This window comes from Intrasporangium sp. (assembly GCF_040414665.1).
Taxonomy (GTDB): Bacteria; Actinomycetota; Actinomycetes; order Actinomycetales; family Dermatophilaceae; genus Intrasporangium.
The window spans coordinates 14,364-34,750 of sequence record NZ_JBEDUL010000086.1; the positions used below are offsets into that span (position 1 = coordinate 14,364).

Here is a 20,387-nt window from a genome sequence, read left to right on the forward strand (position 1 = left end):
GGATGAAGGAACCTGGAGTACTGCTGGCCATCGATGCGGGCGGGTCGCACACACGTGCGGTCGTGGTCTCCGCCGGTGCCGAATGCCTCGGTTATGGCGCGTCCAGCAGCGGCAATGCCACCGCGGTCGGCGCCGACCAAGCCCTGGCGGCCCTGGCTGAGGCGGCGTCGGGTGCCCTGGCCTCTGCATCGCTCGGGCCGGACGACGTGCGCCAGGTGGTACTGGCTGCCGCAGGTGAGGAGTACCTGCTCCATGGACGGGCCGTGGCACAGGCGCTCGCCATGCCGGCAGTCAAGTACACGAGGGCGCCCGACATCCTCGCGATGTACCACTCCTCGGCCGTGGAGCCTGCAGGCGTGGCACTCGTCGCCGGCACGGGGGCCATCGCCGCCCGCTTCCGGGACCTCGTCACTGAACGCGTCATCGACGGGACCGGATGGCTGCTCGGCGACCGGGGATCGGGCTTTTGGATCGGCCGCAAGGTCGCGCGGGCAGTCGCCGCGGACCTCGACGACACCGGCGAACCGACCGGCCTGACGCGGCTGGTGATCGAGGAGCTCGGCCTGCAACCGGCGGAGGGATACCGGTCGCCGCTGCTTCAGGCCCTGGTCGCCTGGGCCTACGACGGCCAGCCCGTGCGGCTCGCCCGACTCGCGCCGCTGGCGTTCCGTGCGGAGGCCACCGATGAGATTGCGGCGGCGATCACGGCGGAGGCGGAGGAGGTCCTGGCCAGGACCCTCCGCTTGGTCCGTGAGGGGCACGACGAGTTGCCGGTTGTCCTCGGGGGAAGCGTGGTCGTTAGGGGACTCCTCGCTCCCGGCCGAATGTCGGGCGGTGCCCTCACGAGAGAGCTTGCCGGTGCCGACGTCCGAACCGCCCACGACGGCGTGGCCGGCGCGGCGATCGTGGGTCTGCGGCGCAGCCGCGCCACCGTCGACAGCGACACCCTGGCCCGCCTCACACGGTCCATCGACGAGTTGAGGAATGGGGCCTGAGACCAGAGCGCGTCACGAGCAAATTCGCTGTGTCCGGAGTCTGTGGCCCGTCCACTCCTCGGCTGACGAGTTCGAGATCCGCCCAGCACCCGATCGCATCCCGGGGCTGGACTTCGTCCGCCTCGATGAGGCCAAGACGTCCAAGAGCCGACTACATCTCGACTTCCGGCCCGACGACCAGGACGCCGAGGTGGCTCGTCTCGCCCATGGCGCACAGTGCGTCGATGTGGCCAGGGTGACGCATCGTGGGTCGTCCTGGCAGACCCGGAAGGCAACGAGTTCTGCGTCCTTGCGGCGGGGTGACGCGTCCTCAAAGGACGGAAATCAGTTGCAGGAGGGGGCGCGAGCCAGCACGCGCTTTCTCAGGCGCGCAGCGAGCTGCGTAAGCCGAGCGTTGACGCCCGGGCGACGATCTCCGGAATGAACACGACGTGTTCATGGGTGTGTTCCGGGTTGTCGGCTTCATCGATCACGAGTTCTGCGGCTTTGGTGCCGAGTTCCTGCCGTGGCTGTCGAATCGAGGTGAGCGGAACTGCTGCCGAAGCCGCGAAGTCGATGTCGTCGTACCCGACGATGGCAATGTCTTCGGGAACGCGACGACCCGCAGTGATGAAGTTCTGGAGCAGTCCAAGGGCGAGCAGGTCGTTGGCGCAGAACGCGGCCGTTGGTCTGCGCTTTCTCGGTAGCCCAGACAGACGCTCTCCCGCGGATCGTCCTTCAGAGGCAGTCAGGGCGGACCCAGTGATGCAGATCAGCGCCGAATCTGGGAGTCCAGCGTCGCGCCACGCATCCTTCGCGCCCTCGTACCGATCGCGGACCTGGCCAATGCTCATGGGCCCAGCGACGAAGGCGACGGATGTGTGTCCCTGGTCGACGAGATGCTCGATGGCGAGTCTTCCGCCCAGGCGGTCATCGACCGCGACAGTGCAGAAGTCGGTATCACGACTGTGCCGGTCTACGACGACGAGCGGGGTTCCACGCTCCACCACGGCCTCGAGCTGCGGGGAGTCAGGCTCTACCGGCGTGATGAGAATGCCTTGAACGCGCTGTTGCTGCAGGGCGTCCAGGTACATGACTTCGCGGTTCTTGCGGCTGTCACTGTTGCACAGGTAGAGCGTGAGGTCGGCCCGCTCGGCCGCAATCTCCATACCAGCGGCGACGTCGGTGAAGAAGGGGTTCGTGGCGTCGAGCATGACGTATCCCAACGTGCGACTGCGGCCCGCGCGGAGCTGTCGGGCTGACTCGTTGCGGATGAAGCCCAGGTCGGACATCGCCTGCTCCACCCGTCGACGGGTGGCCTCCCGGACCAGGTAAGGCCGGTTCAGCACGTTGCTGACGGTCCCCAGCGAAACCCCGGCGGCCGCCGCGACGTCCTTGACCGATGCTGACCGGCCGACGACCTCTTGCTGCCTCTTGCCGGTCATCGCTTCCTCCGTTGAAACGTCCGCAATTCGCGTCCAGCGCGTGCGATCAGCGTACCTTTACCGGCATCCACGAACCTCAAGCGAGTCATAGCCGGGATCCGTTGACACGCCTCACACGCGTGCCTACTGTATGAGCCGTACTGAAACCTTTCAATGAGGCAGGGTTCCATGAGCACGGATCCGTCAACGGCGGCAACGCTCGAGGTGAGGGACGTCTCGAAGTCCTTCGGCCCGGTCGTCGCGCTGCGCTCGGGGAGCCTGCGTGCAGAGTCGCGCTCGATCCACGCCCTGGTCGGAGAGAACGGGGCCGGCAAGTCCACGCTCGTCAAGATCGTCGCCGGCGTGTACCGCCGGGACAGCGGCACGTTCCTTCTGGACGGCGAGGCGGCGGACTTCGGGTCGACCGCCGAGTCCAAGGCTGCGGGCGTGGCCGTGATCTATCAGGAACCCACCCTCTTCCCGGACCTGTCGGTCACCGAGAACATCTTCATGGGTCGGCAGATCCTTGGTCGTGGCAGGCGGATTGACAAGGCCGCGATGTATCGCGAGGCGGAACGGCTCTTCAAGGGGCTGGGCGTCCACATCGACCCACGTCGACTGGCACTCGGTCTGTCGATCGCCGACCAGCAAATCATCGAGATCGCCAAGGCCATCTCACTGGACGCCAAGGTCCTCATCATGGACGAGCCGACCGCGGCCCTCTCCGGTGCCGAGGTCGAGCGCCTGTTCACGGTCGCGCGTCAGCTGCGCGACGAAGGCCGCGCCATCGTCTTCATCTCCCACCGGTTCGACGAGGTCTTCTCGCTGTGCGACAGCGTTACCGTCATGCGCGACGGGGCCTACATCGACACCCGATCCATCGCGCAGACCTCGGTCACCGAGATCGTCAACCTGATGGTCGGCCGTGAGGTCGGGAATCTGTTCCCCAAGGTGGCCACCGAGGTTGGCGAAGTCGTGCTCGAGGTCGAGGGACTCAACTCGAGCGGCACCTTCCACGACGTGTCCTTCACGGTCCGTCGTGGAGAGATCGTCGGGCTCGCCGGCCTTGTCGGCGCGGGACGGAGCGAGATTGCCCGAGCAGTCTTCGGCGTCGACCGCTACGACTCGGGGACCGTTCGCATGAAGGGGGACCGGGTCCCGTCGACGAGCCCCACGGCAGCGATCAAGTCCGGGATGGCGTTCATCCCCGAGGACCGCCGCAGGCAAGGGCTTGTCACCGAGGCCTCTGTCGCGGACAACGTCGCCTCGGTGATTCGCAGGATCCTCACGTCAGGGGGGCTGATCACCCGCGCTCGTGAGAACAAGGCAGCCGCACCCTGGGCGGCACGTCTCAACGTCAAGACGAACGCCCTTGACATGTCTGCGAACACGATGAGCGGCGGCAACCAGCAGAAGGTTGTCATCGCGAAGTGGCTGGCGTCGAAACCCGACCTGCTCATCATCGACGAACCGACCCGAGGCATAGACGTCGGGACGAAGGCCGAGGTGCATCGACTTCTGTCCGAACTGGCCGGTCAGGGGATGGCGGTCCTGATGATCTCCTCCGAGCTGCCCGAGGTCCTGGGCATGGCTGACCGGATCCTGGTCGTCTGTGAGGGTCGGCTCACTGCTGACCTGCCGCGCGAGGAAGCGACGCCCGAGCGCGTGATGCATGCCGCAACCGCCTCCCTGGAGGCCGCCTCATGACCCCGGAGACGCAGACCACGGCACAGGCGAGCGAGGAGACAACGCTTCTCCTGGAGCCGAGTGCCATGTCGGACCGGGAACGCCTCGTCAAGACGGTGCTTCGCTCCCGTGAGCTGTCGATCTTCATCGTCCTCGTCCTGTTGATCGCCGCCGCCACGATCAAGAACCCCACCTTCCTCTTCAGCGCCAGTGGTTGGCGAGATCTGCTCCTGACACCGGCGATGCTGATGGTGCTGGCTGTCGGACAGACCGTCGTCATCATCACGCGCAACGTGGATCTGTCGGTTGGCAGCGTCCTGGGGCTGACTGCCTACATGACTGGTCGACTCTTCATAGACCATCCCGGCCTGCCGATCATCGCAGTCTTCGCGATTGCCGTTCTGGCCGGCGGCGTGCTCGGGCTCATGAACGGCGTCCTCGTCGGCTTCGGCAGGGTGCCTGCTCTGGTCATCACCCTCGGCACGCTGTACATCTTCCGAGGCATCCTGTTGACGTGGGCCGGCGCGAGCCTCGTCTCGGCCTCTCAGATGCCTGCGGGCTTCCTCAACCTGGGCACGCAGCAGATCCTCACCATCCCGGTGCTGTTCATCATCGCCATGGTGATCGTCATCGTCGTCGGCTACTACCTTCAGACCGCTCGTAGCGGGCGGGAGCTCTATGCCGTCGGGTCTGATCCCGACGCCGCCGTCCTCTACGGCCTGCCCGTCCGGCGTCGCGTCATCGGTGCCTTCGTCCTCAGCGGCGCGTTGGCCGGGCTGGCCGGTGTCATCTACGCGGCTCGCTACGGCACGGTCTCGTCTGAGGCCGGGACAGGCATCGAGCTTCAGGCGGTCGCTGCCGCCGTCATCGGCGGGGTGGCGATCTTCGGAGGTTCAGGCACGGTATGGGGTGCCGCCATCGGCGCGGTCTTGCTCGTCACGATCAACCGCGCCCTGCCGATGGTCGGCATTTCCGACTTCTGGCAGCAGGCCCTCGTGGGTGCTCTGATCATCGCGGCGATCATCCTTGACCGCGTCCTGTCCACCCGCCAGGCACGGCGACTCATCGAGGCGAGGGACGGGTCATGAGCCCAACCGAGACGTATGCGGCATACGCCCATCCGCTGTGGCGACGGCTGCTCCTCAGCCGTGAGGCCGCGATGATCGCACTGGTCGTGGTTGTCTACCTGTGGGGCTACAGCAATGTCCCGTACTTCGGGGATTCCCTGACACTCACCTACCTCCTGCTCGACGTCACGACGATCCTGCTCATCGCCCTGCCGATGACGCTCGTCATCATTACGGGCGAGATCGACCTGTCCGTCGCCAGCGTGGTCGGGCTGTCGAGCGCCACGCTGGGGCTGCTCCATGAGCGGGGGGTCGGGATCGTGCCTTCTTTCCTCGTCGCCCTCGTCGTGGGGTTGATCTGCGGTGCGCTCAACGGATTCCTGGTGGGCTATGTGGGGCTGCCGTCGCTGGCGGTGACAATCGGCACGCTGGCGCTCTATCGCGGAATCGCGGTCGGCCTGCTCGGCACCAGCGCCGTTACAGGCTTCGCCCAGGACTGGACCCAGCGGGCGTCGCAGGTCATCGGCTCCACTGGCATACCCGGCGTGATGCTCGTATTCCTTGTGCTTCTCGTCATCTTCACCCTGCTGCTCCACTTCACGGCCTTCGGTCGGGGGATCTACGACACGGGTCTGAGCAGCGAAGCCGCAGTGTTCTCAGGGGTCAACGTCAAGCGCACCAAGTTCATCCTGTTCTGCCTCACCGGTGTGGTGTCCGCTCTTGCCGGCATCTATTTCACGCTGAGGTTTGGCAGCGCGAGGGGTGACAACGCCACCGGTCTGGAGCTGCAGGTCATCGCTGCCGTGCTTCTCGGCGGGGTGTCCATCTTCGGCGGCCGCGGCAAGCTCCCAGGCGTTGTCGCAGGCGTGCTCCTGATCGGCGTCATCTCAAGTGCACTTCGCCTACAAGGAGTGACGGTCAACGTTATCAACATCATCATCGGGCTGCTTCTCGTGTTGTCCGTCATCTCCACAACAGTCCTGGCGTGGGTCTCCGACGTCGCGGCCAGGCGTAATCGGGCCAAAGGCCCACGACAGACGCCGCAAAGCGTCGGATCACAATGAAAGGAACTCGCCAGATGCACACCGTTACACGTCGCGGCGCAATGCTCGGCGCGGCCGCCCTGTCGATCGCGCTCGCCCTCGTCGGCTGCGGCAAGGCGGAGACGCCGACGACACCGGCCGGTACGGCCGGCGGCACTGGGGCCAGCAAAGCCCTCAATGTCGTGTTCATCCCGAAGAACCTCGGGAACCCGTACTTCGACGCCAGCGACGCCGGTGGCAAGGAGGCGATTGAGTCGCTGGGTGGCACGTACTCCCAAGTCGGTCCGCAGACCGCCAGCCCCGACGCCCAGGTGCAGTACATCAACACGGCTGCGCAGCAGCATGTCAGTGCGATTGTCATCTCGGCGAACGACCCGAAGGCCATCGGCGACGCGCTGACGCAGGCGAAGCAGGCCGGCGTCAAGGTCGTCACGTTCGACTCCGACACCGACCCCCAGTACCGCGATGCGTTCGTCAACCAGGCCTCTCCCGAGGGCATCGCGAAGGCGCAGGTCGAGGGGATCGCGAAGGAGATCGGCGACTCCGGTGAGATCGCGATCCTGTCCGCGTCGGCCAACGCCACGAACCAGAACACGTGGATCGAGCTGATGAAGAAGGAACTGACCAACCACCCGAACATCAAGCTCGTCGACACCGTGTATGGGAACGACGACGACCAGACCTCGTTCGACAAGACGGCGGCCCTGCTGCAGACGCACCCGAACCTCAAGGGCATCATCAGCCCCACCACGGTCGGCATCGCGGCAGCCGCGCGCTACCTGTCCACCTCGGACAAGAAGGGCAAGGTCGCCCTCACGGGGCTCGGCACGCCGAACCAGATGCGGGAGTACGTCAAGAACGGCACGGTCAAGGAGTTCTATCTGTGGAACCCCACCGATCTCGGTTACCTTGCCGCGCAAACGGCGGCCGCCCTCGTCAACGGCCAGATCACGGGCAAGGAAGGCGACTCGTTCAAGGCGGGCCGGCTCGGTGACTACAAGGTTGGCGCGAATGGCGAGGTCCTCCTCGGTGACCCGACCGCCTTCAACTCGGACAACATCGACAAGTTCAACTTCTGACCGGATCCACCGCATCAGCCGGGGTCGACCACCCTCGTCACCGGCCCCGGCTGATGCCTGACAACCCAAGAAGAACGGAATGCACCGCGTCTGCTTTCAGCTCCAGGTAAGGACCGACCGGCTCGAGGAGTATCGGGCCAGGCATCGAGCCGTCTGGCCTGAGATGCTGCACGCCCTCAAGGCAACCGGCTGGCACAACTACTCCCTCTTTCTGCGTCCCGACGGCCTTCTCATCGGCTACTTGGAGACGCCGTCACTCGAGGCGGCCCGCGCTGGAATGGCAAGAGCTGAGGTGAATGCTCGGTGGCAGGCGGACATGGCTGAGTTCTTCGTGGATCTCGATGACGTGACTCCGGATCAGGGCTTCGTGCAGCTCGAGGAGATCTTCCATCTGGAGGACCAGCTCAACGCCCACCATCCCAACTCTGACGCAGATGTGAAGTGACGACATGACCAGCTTCGAATCGATTTCCGACCGCCTCGGGGAACTCGCCATCGAGGTGCCCTCGTGGGCCTACGGCAACTCCGGCACGCGCTTCAAGGTCTTCGGCTCACCAGGGACGCCGCGCACCGTGGAGGAGAAGATCGCCGATGCCGCAGCCGTGCACAGGTTCACCGGGCTCGCCCCGCGGGTGGCTCTGCACATCCCGTGGGACAAGGTCGACGACTACGGCAAGCTTCGCCTGTATGCCGCGGAGCACGATGTCGAGCTCGGAACGATCAACAGCAACACGTTCCAGGACGACGAGTACAGGCTCGGCAGCCTGACCAACGCCGACCCCTCGGTTCGGCGTCGCGCGGTCGAGCACAACCTCGAGTGCATCGAGATCATGCACGAGACGGGGTCTCGGGACCTGAAGATCTGGTTGGCCGACGGCACGAACTATCCCGGCCAGGGCGATATGCGTCGGCGCCAGGACTTGCTCGCTGAGGGACTGGCCGAGATCTACTCGCACGTTGGCGAGGACCAGCGCCTCGTGCTCGAGTACAAGTTCTTCGAGCCGGCGTTCTACCACACCGATGTGCCCGACTGGGGTACGGCCTACGCCCAAGTCGCGGCGCTCGGCGAGCGTGCGGTCGTATGCCTGGACACGGGTCACCACGCTCCCGGGACGAACATCGAGTTCATCGTGGCGCAGCTGCTGCGCCTCGGGCGGCTCGGCTCATTTGACTTCAACAGCCGGTTCTATGCCGACGACGACCTCATCGTGGGCGCGGCCGATCCGTTCCAGCTGTACCGGATCCTCGTCGAGGTGGTCCGCGGAGGCGGCTTCGGATCTGGCTCGGAGGTGGCGCTGATGCTCGATCAGTGCCACAACATCGAGAAGAAGGTGCCGGGCCAGATCCGCTCGGTGCTCAACGTCCAGGAGATGGTCGCGCGGGCGCTGCTCCTCGATGCCGCCGCGCTCGACGACGCGCGCGACGCCGGCGACGTACTCCTCGCCAACGAGATCTTCATGGACGCCTTCTACACCGACGTGCGGCCGGCGCTGGCGCAGTGGCGCGAGAGCCGCGGACTACCGGCCGACCCGATGCGCGCCTACCTGGCGAGCGGGTACCAGGAGCAGATCGAACGCGACCGGGTCGGCGGTGCCCAGGCAGGATGGAACTGACACGATGAGCCCCAACGCTGTTGTTGCGGAATTGATCTCGCGATCGAACCGGCTGGGCGGTGATCCGAGGAACACCAACTACGCCGGCGGGAACACCTCGGCCAAGGGCATCGGCATCGATCCGGTGACCGGCGGGGATGTCGAGCTCCTCTGGGTCAAGGGTTCCGGGGGTGATCTCGGCACCCTGACGCCGCAGGGTCTGGCGGTGCTGCGGCTGGACCGCGTGCGCGCCCTCGTCGACGTCTATCCCGGCGTCGAGCGCGAGGACGAGATGGTGTCCGCATTCGACTACTGCCTGCATGGCAGGGGTGGCGCGGCTCCCTCGATCGACACCGCGATGCATGGTCTCGTCGAATCCCCGCACGTCGACCACCTGCATCCCGACGCCGGGATCGCGATCGCGACCGCGGTTGACGGCGAGGAGCTGACCAAGCAGATCTACGGTCACAAGGTGGTCTGGGTGCCATGGCGGCGGCCTGGCTTCCAGCTCGGCCTCGATATCGCCGCCATCAAGGCGGACAACCCCGAGGCCATCGGGTGCATCCTCGGCGGCCACGGCATCACCGCCTGGGGCGCGAGCAGCGATGAGTGCGAGCGCAACTCCCTCTGGATGATTCAGACAGCTGCGGCATACATCGACGAACACTCGACGCGGCAGCCGTTCGGCGCGGAACTGCCCGGATATGCCGCCCTGCCGGAGGCCGAGCGCCATGCCAAGGCGGCGGCGATCGCGCCGACGATCCGCGGCATGGCGAGCACCGACCGGCCGATGGTCGGCCACTACACCGACTCCGACGTGGTGCTCGACTTCCTCGCGCACGCGGAGCATCCGCGGCTCGCGGAGCTGGGCACCAGTTGTCCCGACCACTTCCTGCGCACCAAGGTCAAGCCGCTGGTCCTCGACCTACCGGCGACGGCAGGCACCGATGAGATGGTCGCCCGGCTGAAGGAGCTGCACGAGACCTACCGTGAGGACTACCGCGGCTACTACGAGCGGCACGCCACACCGGACAGCCCCGAGATCCGAGGCGCCGACCCACTCATCGTGCTCGTGCCGGGAGTGGGGATGTTCTCCTTCGGCAAGGACAAGCAGACCGCCCGTGTCGCGGGGGAGTTCTACGTCAACGCGATCAACGTGATGCGCGGCGCCGAGGGGCTATCGACCTATGCGCCCATCGACGAGAGCGAGAAGTTCCGCATCGAGTACTGGGCGCTCGAGGAGGCCAAGCTCCAACGGATGCCCAAGCCGAAGCCCCTGGCCACGCGCATCGCGCTCGTCACCGGCGCCGCCTCCGGCATCGGCAAGGCGATCGCGAAACGGCTGGCAGCAGAAGGCGCGTGCGTGGTCGTTGCCGATCTCGAGCTCGCGAAGGCCGAAGGCGTTGCCACGGAGATCGGGAGCGGCGACGTCGCCATCGGGGTCCAGGCCGACGTCTCCGACGAGGCCGCTGTGCAAGCCGCCGTCGATGCAGCGGTCCTGGCCTTTGGCGGCCTCGACCTCGTCGTCAACAACGCCGGGCTGTCACTGTCGAAGACGCTTCTCGAGACCACCGTGGCCGACTGGGACCTGCAGCATGACGTCATGGCAAAAGGCTCGTTCCTCGTCTCCCGGGCGGCAGCCAAGGTGCTCATCGAGCAGGGGATGGGCGGCGACATCGTCTACATCTCGTCCAAGAACTCGCTCTTCGCCGGCCCGAACAACATCGCCTACAGCGCGGTCAAGGCCGACCAGGCCCATCAGGTGCGTCTCCTCGCCGCGGAACTCGGGCAGCACGGCATCAAGGTCAACGGCATCAACCCGGACGGCGTCGTCCACGGCTCTGGCATCTTCTCGAGCGGCTGGGGTGCCAACCGTGCAGCGGTCTACGGTGTCGAGGAGAAGGACCTGGGGGCCTTCTATGCCCAACGCACCCTGCTCAAGAAGGAAGTGCTCCCCGAGCACTGCGCCGCCGCGGTCTTCGCGCTCGTCGGGCCCGACCTGACCCAGACCACTGGTCTGCATATTCCCGTCGACTCCGGCGTCGCAGCCGCATTCCTTCGCTGAGGACACCGTGGAGCCGCGCGTCTTCGGCGCAGTGGATATCGGCGCCTCCGGCGGCCGGGTCATGGCGGGGGTCGTCGAAGACGCCAATGGCACTCCCACGCTGCACACCGTTCGGCGGTTCGCGAACGGAATGGTGCGACGGGACGGACATCTTCGATGGGACCTCACCCGGCTGATCGAGGAGGTGCTGACAGGTCTCACGGACCTCGCACGTGAGTTCCCGCAGGTCGAGTCGATAGGGATTGACACCTGGGCGGTCGACTACGCGCTCCTCGACTCGGACCTCAGGCTGTTGGCCGAGCCGATCTCATACCGCGACGAGCGAGGCGCGTCCGAGGTTTCCGGCGTGCACTCGCGCGTCACGGCGGAGGAGCTCTACGACATCAACGGGCTACAGCATCTGCCGTTCACGACGTTGTTCCAGCTGGCGGCCGAGAAGCGCTCCTCTCTTTGGGACAAGGCGGCGCACATAGTCCTTCTCCCCGATCTCATCGCGTACCGCCTGAGCGGTGTGTTGCGGACCGAGGCCACCAACGCGTCGACGACGGGCCTTCTCGACGCGCGCACCGGCGTCTGGTCCGAGCCGCTGATGCGGCGTCTCGGACTGCCCATGGGGAGACTCGCACCTCTGGTTTCGCCCGGTGACACGCTCGGCCAGATCACTCGTGATGTCGCTGCGCGCACCGGAATGCGTCCGGGAACAGTGGTCACCGCCGTCGGATCGCACGACACTGCCTCGGCCGTCGTGGCCGTGCCCGCGGCGACGCCCCACTTCGCCTACGTGTCGAGCGGCACGTGGTCCCTGGCCGGACTCGAGCTCGACAAGCCGGTCCTCACGCCGGAGAGCCGCGCCGCCAACTTCACCAACGAGGGAGGCGTCGACGGCCGAATTCGATACCTGCGCAACATCGGCGGGCTCTGGCTGCTCCAGGAGTCGCTCCGAACCTGGCCCGAACGGGGGGTCACCGTCGACCAGGAATCCGTCCTGCGACAGGCCGAGGAACTGCCCTCTGGGGGACCAGTCGTCGACGTCGACGACGAGTCGTTCATCGCACCGGGCGACATTCCCTCCCGAATCACGCAGGCTGCCGGAACGCCTGACATGAGCCCGGCCGAGACCGTGCGCTGTATCCTCGACTCCCTCGCCGCCGCGTACGCGCGCACGATCAACCAGGCAGCCCGTCTAGCCGAGCGAACGGTCGAGGTGATCCACATCGTGGGCGGGGGGTCCCGCAACGCGCTGCTGTGCCAACTCACCGCCCACCTGGCCGGCATACCCGTGACGGGAGGCCCGATCGAGGCCACTGCTCTCGGGAACATCCTGGTCCAAGCTCGTGCCCACGGTGCAGCGCCGGGCTCGCTGGAGGAGATGAGGGCGCAACTCAGCCGCACCGGGCTCGCTGCCGGTGTCGTCAAGGTCTACCTGCCTGACGGAACGCTCTCAACATGAGGCTCGTGGCAGGCCGAGCGGGGGTCTCGATCGGTAGCGTGTCCAACGTGCGCAACCGCCCCAAGCCAGCCCGGGCGACCGCCCGAGCCCATCCTGAGCTTGTGGCGCCCGAGCGGACATTCCGTGGACCTGCCATGGAAGGGTTGCGGTCATGAGGATCGCGCTGTTCGCCACCTGCCTCGGCGACGTCCTCTTCCCGGACGTGCCTCGAGCCACGACGGAGCTGCTCGAGCGGCTGGGCCACGAGGTGATGTTCCCGGACGCGCAGACCTGCTGCGGGCAGATGCACACGAACACCGGCTACCAACGGGACGCCGTGGGGCTCGTCGCGCACCACGTCGACGTGTTCGAGGCGGCTCTGGCCGACGGGTGCGAGGCGATCGTGGCGCCGTCCGGGTCATGCGTCGGGTCGGTGCGACACCAGCACGCCGAGCTCGCCTCGCGGGCGGGCGATGACACGCTGGCGGCGCGCGCCGCGTCGGTCGCTGAGCGGACGTTCGAGCTGTCCGAGCTGCTCGTCGACGTGCTCGGAGTGACCGACGTCGGAGCGTCGTATCCACACCGAGTCACGTACCACCCGACCTGTCACTCGCTGCGAATGCTGCGGGTCGGGGACCGACCGCTGGCGCTGCTGCGGGCGGTGCGCGGGATCGACCTCGTGGAACTGCCGGCCGCGGATTCCTGCTGCGGGTTCGGTGGCACCTTCGCGGTCAAGAACGCCGACACCTCCACCGCGATGCTGGCCGACAAGATGGCCGCGGTCGCAGCGACCCGGGCCGAGGTGGTCACCGCGGGTGACTCCTCGTGTCTCATGCACATCGGCGGCGGGCTCGCCCGACTGCGCACCGGGGTGCGGCCGGTGCACTTGGCCGAGATCCTGGCGAGCACATCATGAGCACCTTCCTGGGTATGCCGTCCGGCAGTGTCGGCGGGTACGGCAACCTCCCGCCAGGTTCCGGCAACCTCGCGGGCGAGGTCCCGTTCCCGGCCGCAGCGCGGGCCGCACTCGACAATGCGCGGCTGCGCCGGAACCTCGGGCACGCGACAGCGACGATCCGGGCCAAGCGGGCAGCGGTCGTCGGTGAGGTGCCCGACTGGGAGGCCCTGCGCGACGCCGGCGAGGCCATCAAGGCGTCCACGATGGCCCGGCTGCCAGAGCTGCTCGAGCAGCTCGAGGGAAACATCGTCGCGCGCGGCGGCCGGGTGCACTGGGCCCGAGACGCAGGCGAGGCCAACGAGATCGTGACCGGGCTGGTCCGGGCCACCGGCACGACCGAGGTGGTCAAGGTCAAGTCGATGGCCACCCAGGAGATCGGGCTCAACGAAGCGCTCGAGAGTGCCGGGATCACAGCGCACGAGACCGATCTGGCCGAGCTGATCGTCCAGCTCGGGCATGACAAGCCCTCGCACATCCTGGTTCCGGCCATCCACCGCGGCCGCGCCGAGGTCCGGGAGATCTTCTTGCGTGAGATGCCGGGGGTCGACCCGGCGCTGACCGACGACCCTCCGGTGCTGGCCGCGGCAGCGCGGGCGCATCTACGTGAGGTGTTCCTGCGGGCGAAGGTGGCGGTCTCGGGGGCGAACTTCGCTGTGGCGGAGACGGGAACGCTGTCAGTGGTGGAGTCCGAGGGCAACGGCCGGATGTGCCTGACCCTGCCCGACACCCTCATCACGGTCATGGGGATCGAGAAGCTCGTGCCCGCCTGGACCGACCTCGAGGTGTTCCTGCAGCTGCTGCCCCGCTCATCCACCGGAGAGCGGATGAACCCCTACACCTCGACATGGAGTGGGGTCACTCCGGGCGACGGGCCTCAGGAGTTCCACCTTGTCTTGCTCGACAATGGCCGCACCCGGGTCCTGGCCGACGAACACGGCCGGTCCGCGCTGCACTGCATACGCTGCTCAGCGTGCCTCAACGTCTGCCCGGTCTACGAACGGGTCGGCGGCCACGCCTACGGCTCAGTCTATCCGGGCCCGATCGGAGCGATCCTCTCACCGCAGCTGACGGGTCTCGACGGGCGTGACACCAACCCTAACGACACCCTCCCGTACGCCTCGTCGCTGTGTGGCGCCTGCTACGACGTATGCCCGGTCAAGATCCCGATCCCCGACCAGCTCGTCCGGCTCCGCGCCGAGCACATCGAGGCGCACAGCGACTCGGCCCACCTGCCGACGCCGGAAGGAGCTGCGATGCGCGCGGCCGCCTGGATCATGTCGGACGCCCGCCGGTTCGCACGGGCCGGGCGGGCGGCCCTCAAGGCACGCCGCGGCATACGGCGGGGCAAGCCGATCATCCCGCTGCCCCCGCCCCTGAACCGCTGGACGGCGTCACGCGATGTGCCCGACCTGCCCGACGAGACCTTCCGCGACTGGTGGGCCCGAACCCACCCGCAGGACGTCAACGCGGGCCCGGGTGAGCACGAATGACCACCGATAACACCATCGCACGGGACGTCGTCCTGGCCAGGATCCGCCAAGCCCTCGGCCGCACTGGGTCGATGGCAGCATCGGCCGAGCCAGTCGCCCCGGACGTGCCACGCCGCTACCGGCACGCTGGCGAGCACCCACCCGGCTCACCGGCTCTGGTCGACCTGTTCGTGGACCGTCTCGAGGACTACCGCGCCCGCGTCGCTCGTTCCGCCGACGACCACGCATCGATCGCGAGCACTGTCCGCGAGACAGTCGTACTTGCCTTATCTCCCAACGGAACCGAGGATCATGCCGACGGCGGCGAGGTCCAGGACGGCATACTCACCGCACCGGGCATACCCACCGCGTGGGTCAGCGGCATAGGGACCCGGCCCGACCTTGGCACCATGACCCCGGCCGAGCTCGACGCCGTGCCCGCGGTCGTCACTGGCTCGGTCGTCGCGATCGCCGAGACCGGCACCATCGTCCTCGACGGGTCACCGCTCTGTGGGCGGCGCGCCCTGACGCTCGTGCCCGACGTCCACATCTGCGTCGTGCGCACCGCAGATGTCGTGCAGACCGTGCCCGAAGCCCTGGCGCGCCTCGACCCGAGCCGGCCGCTCACCTTCGTCAGCGGCCCTTCGGCGACGAGCGACATTGAGCTCAACCGCGTCGAGGGCGTCCACGGCCCGCGGACCCTTGCCGTCATCCTCGCCGGCTGAGGACCATGAGGTTCGCCCCGAACCCAAAGAGGTCGACGACTATGGCATCGACGCGCTCTCGGCGTACCAGGCGTCGCGGACGGTGCGGCGCATGACCAACCTCTGCCGGGTCTGGGCGACGATGCCGATGAGTGCCAGCGCGAGCAGCAGCACGTACCAGACCCAGCTGGTCCGGACCGCGTCGACGAACGAGCCGTCCGTGAACTGCGCGGAGTCCAGGGACCCGACCAGCAGCATCAGACCGGCAACCACCCCGACCGCTCCGGCCAAGGAGCTGAGGACGGTGAGCACGATCATCGGCAGGTTGCCGACGACGGCCAGCAGGCCGAGGACGGCGCCGAAGGCCAGGCCCACGAGCACCGCGATCCAGTTCCAGTCGATCCCGAGCGCGACGATGAGCCCAGAGCCGATGGCGAAGCCGAACGCGGCCATGGCCAGAATCACGGCCACCGCGTAGAAGAGGTAGGCGAACAGCGCGAAGATGAGACCGAGAACCAGCCCGGCGACCCAGCCGAGCACGGTTCCGAGGAAACGCTCATTGGCCATCGCGGCGAACAGCCCCGCCCCGAAAGCGAACCCAGCGAAGAAGCCCCAGATGGGGAGCAGGAGCCGGAGCACGAACTGTCCGGCGAAGAGCATGGCGCCCCCGGCGAGGATCGCGAAGAGGCCCAGGACGATGTCTGCCATGTCTGCAATGTAGAACTCGTGGACCTCAATCGGTGGGAGAACACGAACGTTGCGTTCGCCGACTCTCTTGCCGAGTGGAACCCGAACGCACGCAGTAGTCGAATGACACTGCACAACAGCAAGACCCAGCCGTATGCCGGTGAGCTGGCTCAGCGGCATACGGCTGAGTTTGACGTGTGACTGGGTGGGCTGGAGTCAGTCCTTGAAGATCTGCTCCCGCATGGACTCCCGCGTGGCGAGCGCGTTCTCGATGCTGACCAGCTGCTCCTCGCTGGCCGGGAGGTCGAACACCGCGGAGATGAACCGCGTCAGCTCGGGCCGATAGTCATGGCCGAACGGCCGGTAGGCGCCGGGGATCTGGGCGTTCTTCATGTCGACCAACGTCTGGACGAACGTCGTGACCGGCCGCCACCGCATCCGCTGAGGGATCCCGCGAGGGCTCGCTCCCTTGACCACCTCGGGCCGCGGCCGGCTGGGCTCCAACCACGACGGGCGGCTGGTAATCAGGTCGAGCCCGAACCGCGCGACGCCGTCGTTGTCATGGCTCAGCAGCACGTAGCGCAGCTTCTTCCGGGCCTCCGGTGGGATCGCCATGAGCTGGTCGATGTCGTTGACGACGGTGACCAGCTCGGGGTCGACGTCGGGCCGCGGCGGCCCCGTCACCTGGTGCATCCACCCCGAGCCGTATGGCGTGCCGATCCACAGGGCGCGCTCGAGGCCGAGCGCCTGCGGACCGATCGTGCCCCAGTGCAGCAGCACGTCCTGGCTGGTGTGCGCCCCCAAGCTCTCGCCGAAGAGCACGACGCGAGGGCCCGACCCGTTGAGCTCCCGCAACCGGGCGCTCAGGCGCAGCCACAGGAGGCGGTTCTGCTCGCGGGCGTTCTTCACCTTCGTCAGCGACAGCGGCGAAGGGCGCTTCGAGTACTGCATGGTGACCATGGCGATGTCGCCCCGGGTCAGGTAGGTGGCGGCGGCACTCGCGCAGTAGTTGACGTAACCGCTCCCGGTCGGCGAGATGAGCATGAGGACGGACCGTTCCCACGCGTTCGTCCGGTCGAGCTCGGCGATGGCGAGATCGACGCGCTCCGAGACGGTCGGAGCGCTGTCGAGCCCGACGTAGACCTGGACCGGGTCGGCCACCGCCGGCTCTCCCATGATGGCGGGAATGCTGAAGTCGAGGTTCGCCGGTCGGTCCGGTGGGGGTTGGGCCCGCACGGAGAGCACCGCGTGCCGCCGCCCCTCCCGCCCCATCGTCGACCAGGCGACGAGGCTCTCGGAGGATCCGCTCACGTCCGGCTCGACCCAGTGGCGACCCCCCTCTGGGTCGTCGAAGACGGGGTCGACGATGGAGGCGCCGGCCTCGACCTTCGTCATCGCGCGGTGCCACAGGGCGTTGCCGCCGGCGACGACCGCGGCGAGGCACAGTGCGTGCCCGGAGAGACGCCAGAGCGCCGGCGGTCCCGGAAGCCTTTGGGCCAGACGGTCGCCCGCCTGCTCGGCCAGCCACATCTCGGCATAGGCCGCCCCCATGAGACCACCGGCGAGCACCGTCCCGAGGCCCGCCGAGCGGACGGGGTCGATGGCCTGGGGCTCGTCCGACTCAGGCGCCACGTCCCGGACGTCACGGAGCTGGCGGTGCAGGACGGCTCCGCCGACCGTCAGCCCGATCGGGACCGCGACCGGGAACCGGGCCAGGCGACCCTTGGCGCCGACGAGATCGTCGAGCGCGATGAGGCCCGCGCGCGAGGTCCCGAGGACGGCACCGCCCACCCCCGTCGCCATGAACCGCCAGCCAACCTGGCGGATGCCGCCGCGGAGCATGGCCTCGTTCGGCCGGCGCGAGACGAAGCGGTAGAGGCCGTAACCGACCGGAATCGCCAGCAGGTCGAGCGCCAGGGTCGCCACGGCCTGTTTGCGGATCTCGTTCCCGCCGGGCAGTCCCCGGGCGGCGATCGCCCCGAATGCCGCGACCGCGTCCTGGGTCGTGGTGGAGACGGCGTAGTTCAGGGCCATCGTCAGGCCGGTGATGAGCGCCTGGTCCTGGGTCGAGCGAGGCACGAGCGACGGCTCGAACGTGCCCGGCGCTGCCGCGCTGGCCATGACCAACCCGGTCTGCGCCGCAGTGGCCAGTGGTTGGGCCAGGCCGGACTCGTTGAGCGCCTGGCCCATGATCTGCTCGAAGGTCCGCATGTCTCTGTGCTCCCGCCGACCGGCCACAGCACCAGACACGGCCGTGGTGTGACCTCACGGTAACGAGGACGCACTTTCGTTGTCCGGGCTGCGCGCCGATCTCATTCCGCGCGGGTGAGACCGTGGATCGGCGGGCTGGCCGGTCAGACGTTGCGTGGCACGTTGCCGCTCAGTCCGAACACCCAGCGCATCATCTTGTGGCCGGTGTCCGAGGTCGGTTCGAACATGAGCGGGCAGCCGCCGTCGATGACCGTCATCCCGTGGGCGCGGCCCCACTCGGCGGCGTCCTTGGACACGCTTCCGCCGCCCGGCCCGCGGTGCATCCAGACCTGCTTGATGCCGAGCTCCGCGCACTCCTCCACCGTCGCCTGGGCGTGCTCCGGGCGTGTTCCGATGACGACCGTCTCCACACCGCCCGGGATGGACTTGAGGTCCGGGTACGCGGCGTCGCCCTCGACCTTCTCGGTGTTGGGGTTGACGGCGAACACCTCATAGCCGCGATCGCGGAGCCGCTGGTAGACGGCATTGCTTCCGTGCGAGGCGCCGTTGCGGGAGACGCCCGTGACGGCGACGCGCTTGTGGGTGAGGAAGTCGGCTGCGGCGTCCTTGATCGGTTGCATGGTGGATCCCCTTTCCATGCGGCACGTCGACGTGCCCCTGGTCGATGACGCCTCATCGTGGGTCCGCTGGCGGGCCACAGACAGGGCCGAAGGTCCCGCGGTTCGCCGCAACACGCCCGGTGCCTCGGAACTGACCATGGATGCTTCAGGGGTGCGTTTCGGGTTGCCGGGCGTGTTGCGGAAACTCTGGCCGTATGCCGCCGGGCTGGGTCCTCGTCGAGTGTGCAGTTCGCGCCGGGCTGGGTCCTCGTCGAGTGTGCAGTTCGCGCCGGGCTGGGTCCTCGTCGAGTGTGCAGTCCGCGTCGCTGCGGCCGGGCTTGGAGTGCACCCTCAACCCGGAAGGGGGCTGGCGTGGGGTGCACACTCGACCGGGGCAGCCCGGCGCGGCCACGTCAGTGGTCGTCGAGCTCCTGGGCGAGGTCGAGCAGCCGCTGGCGGAGCCACTGGTGCGCCTTGTCGCCGTCGGTGCGCTTGGTCCACAGCATGATCTCGGTGATCGGCTGCAGCCGTGGGATGGGCGGCTCCATGACCTTGAGCCCGGCCGTCTCGCGGACCTGGTCCGCGAGCCGCTCGTGGATCAAGGTGATCAGGCGGGTTCCCTTGAGCAGGAAGGGAGCCACGCCGAAGGCAGTCGTGATCTCGACGTTGCGGGGGACGCCGAGGAAGTCCAGCTGCATCTCGGCCAGGGACCGCAGGTGGCCCGACGAGGTCGCGAGGTAGGGCAGGGTGCTGAACTGCTCCGCGGTGATCGTGTCGCCGACGTCGGGGTGGTCCTCGTCGACGGCGACGAGGTAGCGGTCGCGGTAGAGGACGTGGTGGGGGAAGTCGGCGTGGACCTCCATCGCCTCGCGGGGCACGATGAGCAGGTCGACGAGGTTCCGGCGCAGCTGGTCGGCGAAGTCATCCCCGGTCGGGAAGATGTGCAGCCGGATGCCGGGCGCCTCCGACGTCAGGCGGGCCAGCAGCGGGTGCAGGAACGTCATTGTCACGTAGTCGTTGGCGATGACCGAGAAGGTCCGGTTGGCCGTCGCGGGGTCGAACTGCGAGCCCTGTGACAGCACGGCCTCGGCATGGGTGAGCAGGTCCCGGACCGGCTCGGCAAGGGACTCGGTCAGGGGAGTGGCGACGAGCCCGCGGCCCTCCCGGATGAAAAGCGGATCCCCGAAGAGCTTGCGCAGCCTGCCGAGGATTGCGCTCATGGCCGGCTGCCCGACCGACATGCGCGCCGCGGCCCGGCTGACGCTGCCCTCCGTGATGAGCAGGTCGAAGGCGACGAGGAGGTTGAGGTCGACGCGGCGCAGGTCCACGACGTCAACCTATCAAGACTGTTGATTCGGGACATCACCAATCATTGTTTGAACGCGGTGACTCCCGACATT

At 67.6% G+C, this 20,387-nt stretch carries 18 protein-coding genes; 13 read left to right on the forward strand and 5 right to left on the reverse strand.

Annotation, left to right across the window (positions count from 1 at the left end; all coding sequences use genetic code 11):
* Positions 1 to 2 precede the first annotated feature (2 nt).
* Positions 3 to 995: an N-acetylglucosamine kinase gene (locus tag ABF401_RS09610; RefSeq protein WP_353509329.1), complete on the forward strand. Its 993-nt coding sequence runs from the start codon at positions 3 to 5 to the stop codon at positions 993 to 995.
* A complete protein-coding gene (locus ABF401_RS09615) occupies positions 985 to 1,419 on the forward strand; it encodes a VOC family protein (protein WP_502908212.1) in 435 nt (144 codons plus the stop codon). Before ABF401_RS09610 ends, ABF401_RS09615 begins: the two co-directional genes overlap by 11 nt.
* On the opposite strand, the gene ABF401_RS09620 is transcribed toward ABF401_RS09615, so the two are convergent.
* Positions 1,358 to 2,419, reverse strand: coding sequence for a LacI family DNA-binding transcriptional regulator (locus ABF401_RS09620; RefSeq protein WP_353509330.1), 1,062 nt, complete (start codon positions 2,417 to 2,419; stop codon positions 1,358 to 1,360). The genes ABF401_RS09615 and ABF401_RS09620 overlap by 62 nt on opposite strands.
* A gap of 168 nt (positions 2,420 to 2,587) precedes the next feature.
* Between ABF401_RS09620 and ABF401_RS09625 the strand changes: the two genes are divergently transcribed.
* The 11 genes from ABF401_RS09625 to ABF401_RS09675 all read left to right on the forward strand — a co-directional run bounded on the left by ABF401_RS09625 (position 2,588) and on the right by ABF401_RS09675 (position 15,511).
* The gene (locus tag ABF401_RS09625) at positions 2,588 to 4,105 is read left to right on the forward strand and encodes a sugar ABC transporter ATP-binding protein (protein WP_353509331.1); all 1,518 of its coding nucleotides are present in this window, start codon (positions 2,588 to 2,590) and stop codon (positions 4,103 to 4,105) included.
* A gap of 65 nt (positions 4,106 to 4,170) precedes the next feature.
* Positions 4,171 to 5,172, forward strand: coding sequence for an ABC transporter permease (locus tag ABF401_RS09630; protein ID WP_353509358.1), 1,002 nt, complete (start codon positions 4,171 to 4,173; stop codon positions 5,170 to 5,172).
* A gap of 71 nt (positions 5,173 to 5,243) precedes the next feature.
* Positions 5,244 to 6,215 carry an ABC transporter permease gene (locus ABF401_RS09635; RefSeq protein ID WP_353509332.1) on the forward strand — a complete coding sequence of 324 codons (972 nt, stop codon included), beginning with the start codon at positions 5,244 to 5,246 and terminating at the stop codon, positions 6,213 to 6,215.
* Positions 6,216 to 6,229: 14 nt separating this feature from the next.
* On the forward strand, positions 6,230 to 7,273 hold the full coding sequence (gene rhaS, locus ABF401_RS09640) for a rhamnose ABC transporter substrate-binding protein (protein WP_353509333.1): 1,044 nt from the start codon (positions 6,230 to 6,232) through the stop codon (positions 7,271 to 7,273).
* Positions 7,274 to 7,352: 79 nt separating this feature from the next.
* Entirely contained in the window at positions 7,353 to 7,718 is a 366-nt protein-coding gene (locus ABF401_RS09645; RefSeq protein ID WP_353509334.1) for an L-rhamnose mutarotase, read from the forward strand.
* Between the two features lie 4 nt (positions 7,719 to 7,722).
* Positions 7,723 to 8,886, forward strand: a complete 1,164-nt coding sequence (gene rhaI / locus ABF401_RS09650; RefSeq protein WP_353509335.1) for an L-rhamnose isomerase — start codon at positions 7,723 to 7,725, stop codon at positions 8,884 to 8,886.
* Between the two features lie 4 nt (positions 8,887 to 8,890).
* Complete coding sequence (locus tag ABF401_RS09655) at positions 8,891 to 10,930, forward strand: bifunctional aldolase/short-chain dehydrogenase (RefSeq protein WP_353509336.1); 2,040 nt, start codon at positions 8,891 to 8,893, stop codon at positions 10,928 to 10,930.
* 7 nt (positions 10,931 to 10,937) lie between these two features.
* Positions 10,938 to 12,380 (forward strand): rhamnulokinase, encoded by a 1,443-nt coding sequence (locus ABF401_RS09660; protein ID WP_353509337.1) that lies wholly within the window; start codon positions 10,938 to 10,940, stop codon positions 12,378 to 12,380.
* 151 nt (positions 12,381 to 12,531) lie between these two features.
* Positions 12,532 to 13,275 carry a (Fe-S)-binding protein gene (locus ABF401_RS09665; RefSeq protein WP_353509338.1) on the forward strand — a complete coding sequence of 248 codons (744 nt, stop codon included), beginning with the start codon at positions 12,532 to 12,534 and terminating at the stop codon, positions 13,273 to 13,275.
* Entirely contained in the window at positions 13,272 to 14,807 is a 1,536-nt protein-coding gene (locus tag ABF401_RS09670) for a lactate utilization protein B (RefSeq protein ID WP_353509339.1), read from the forward strand. The genes ABF401_RS09665 and ABF401_RS09670 overlap by 4 nt, the downstream gene beginning before the upstream one ends.
* Complete coding sequence (locus ABF401_RS09675; protein ID WP_353509340.1) at positions 14,804 to 15,511, forward strand: LutC/YkgG family protein; 708 nt, start codon at positions 14,804 to 14,806, stop codon at positions 15,509 to 15,511. Before ABF401_RS09670 ends, ABF401_RS09675 begins: the two co-directional genes overlap by 4 nt.
* A 39-nt stretch (positions 15,512 to 15,550) precedes the next feature.
* Here the strand turns inward: ABF401_RS09675 and ABF401_RS09680 are convergent, their stop codons facing one another.
* The 4 genes from ABF401_RS09680 to ABF401_RS09695 all read right to left on the reverse strand — a co-directional run bounded on the left by ABF401_RS09680 (position 15,551) and on the right by ABF401_RS09695 (position 20,315).
* Positions 15,551 to 16,198, reverse strand: coding sequence for a DUF4203 domain-containing protein (locus tag ABF401_RS09680; protein WP_353509341.1), 648 nt, complete (start codon positions 16,196 to 16,198; stop codon positions 15,551 to 15,553).
* Positions 16,199 to 16,393: 195 nt separating this feature from the next.
* Positions 16,394 to 18,388: an alpha/beta-hydrolase family protein gene (locus tag ABF401_RS09685; RefSeq protein WP_353509342.1), complete on the reverse strand. Its 1,995-nt coding sequence runs from the start codon at positions 18,386 to 18,388 to the stop codon at positions 16,394 to 16,396.
* 143 nt (positions 18,389 to 18,531) lie between these two features.
* Positions 18,532 to 19,008: a CoA-binding protein gene (locus tag ABF401_RS09690; protein ID WP_353509343.1), complete on the reverse strand. Its 477-nt coding sequence runs from the start codon at positions 19,006 to 19,008 to the stop codon at positions 18,532 to 18,534.
* A 392-nt stretch (positions 19,009 to 19,400) separates the two neighbouring features.
* A complete protein-coding gene (locus tag ABF401_RS09695; RefSeq protein WP_353509344.1) occupies positions 19,401 to 20,315 on the reverse strand; it encodes a LysR family transcriptional regulator in 915 nt (304 codons plus the stop codon).
* Positions 20,316 to 20,387 lie beyond the last annotated feature (72 nt).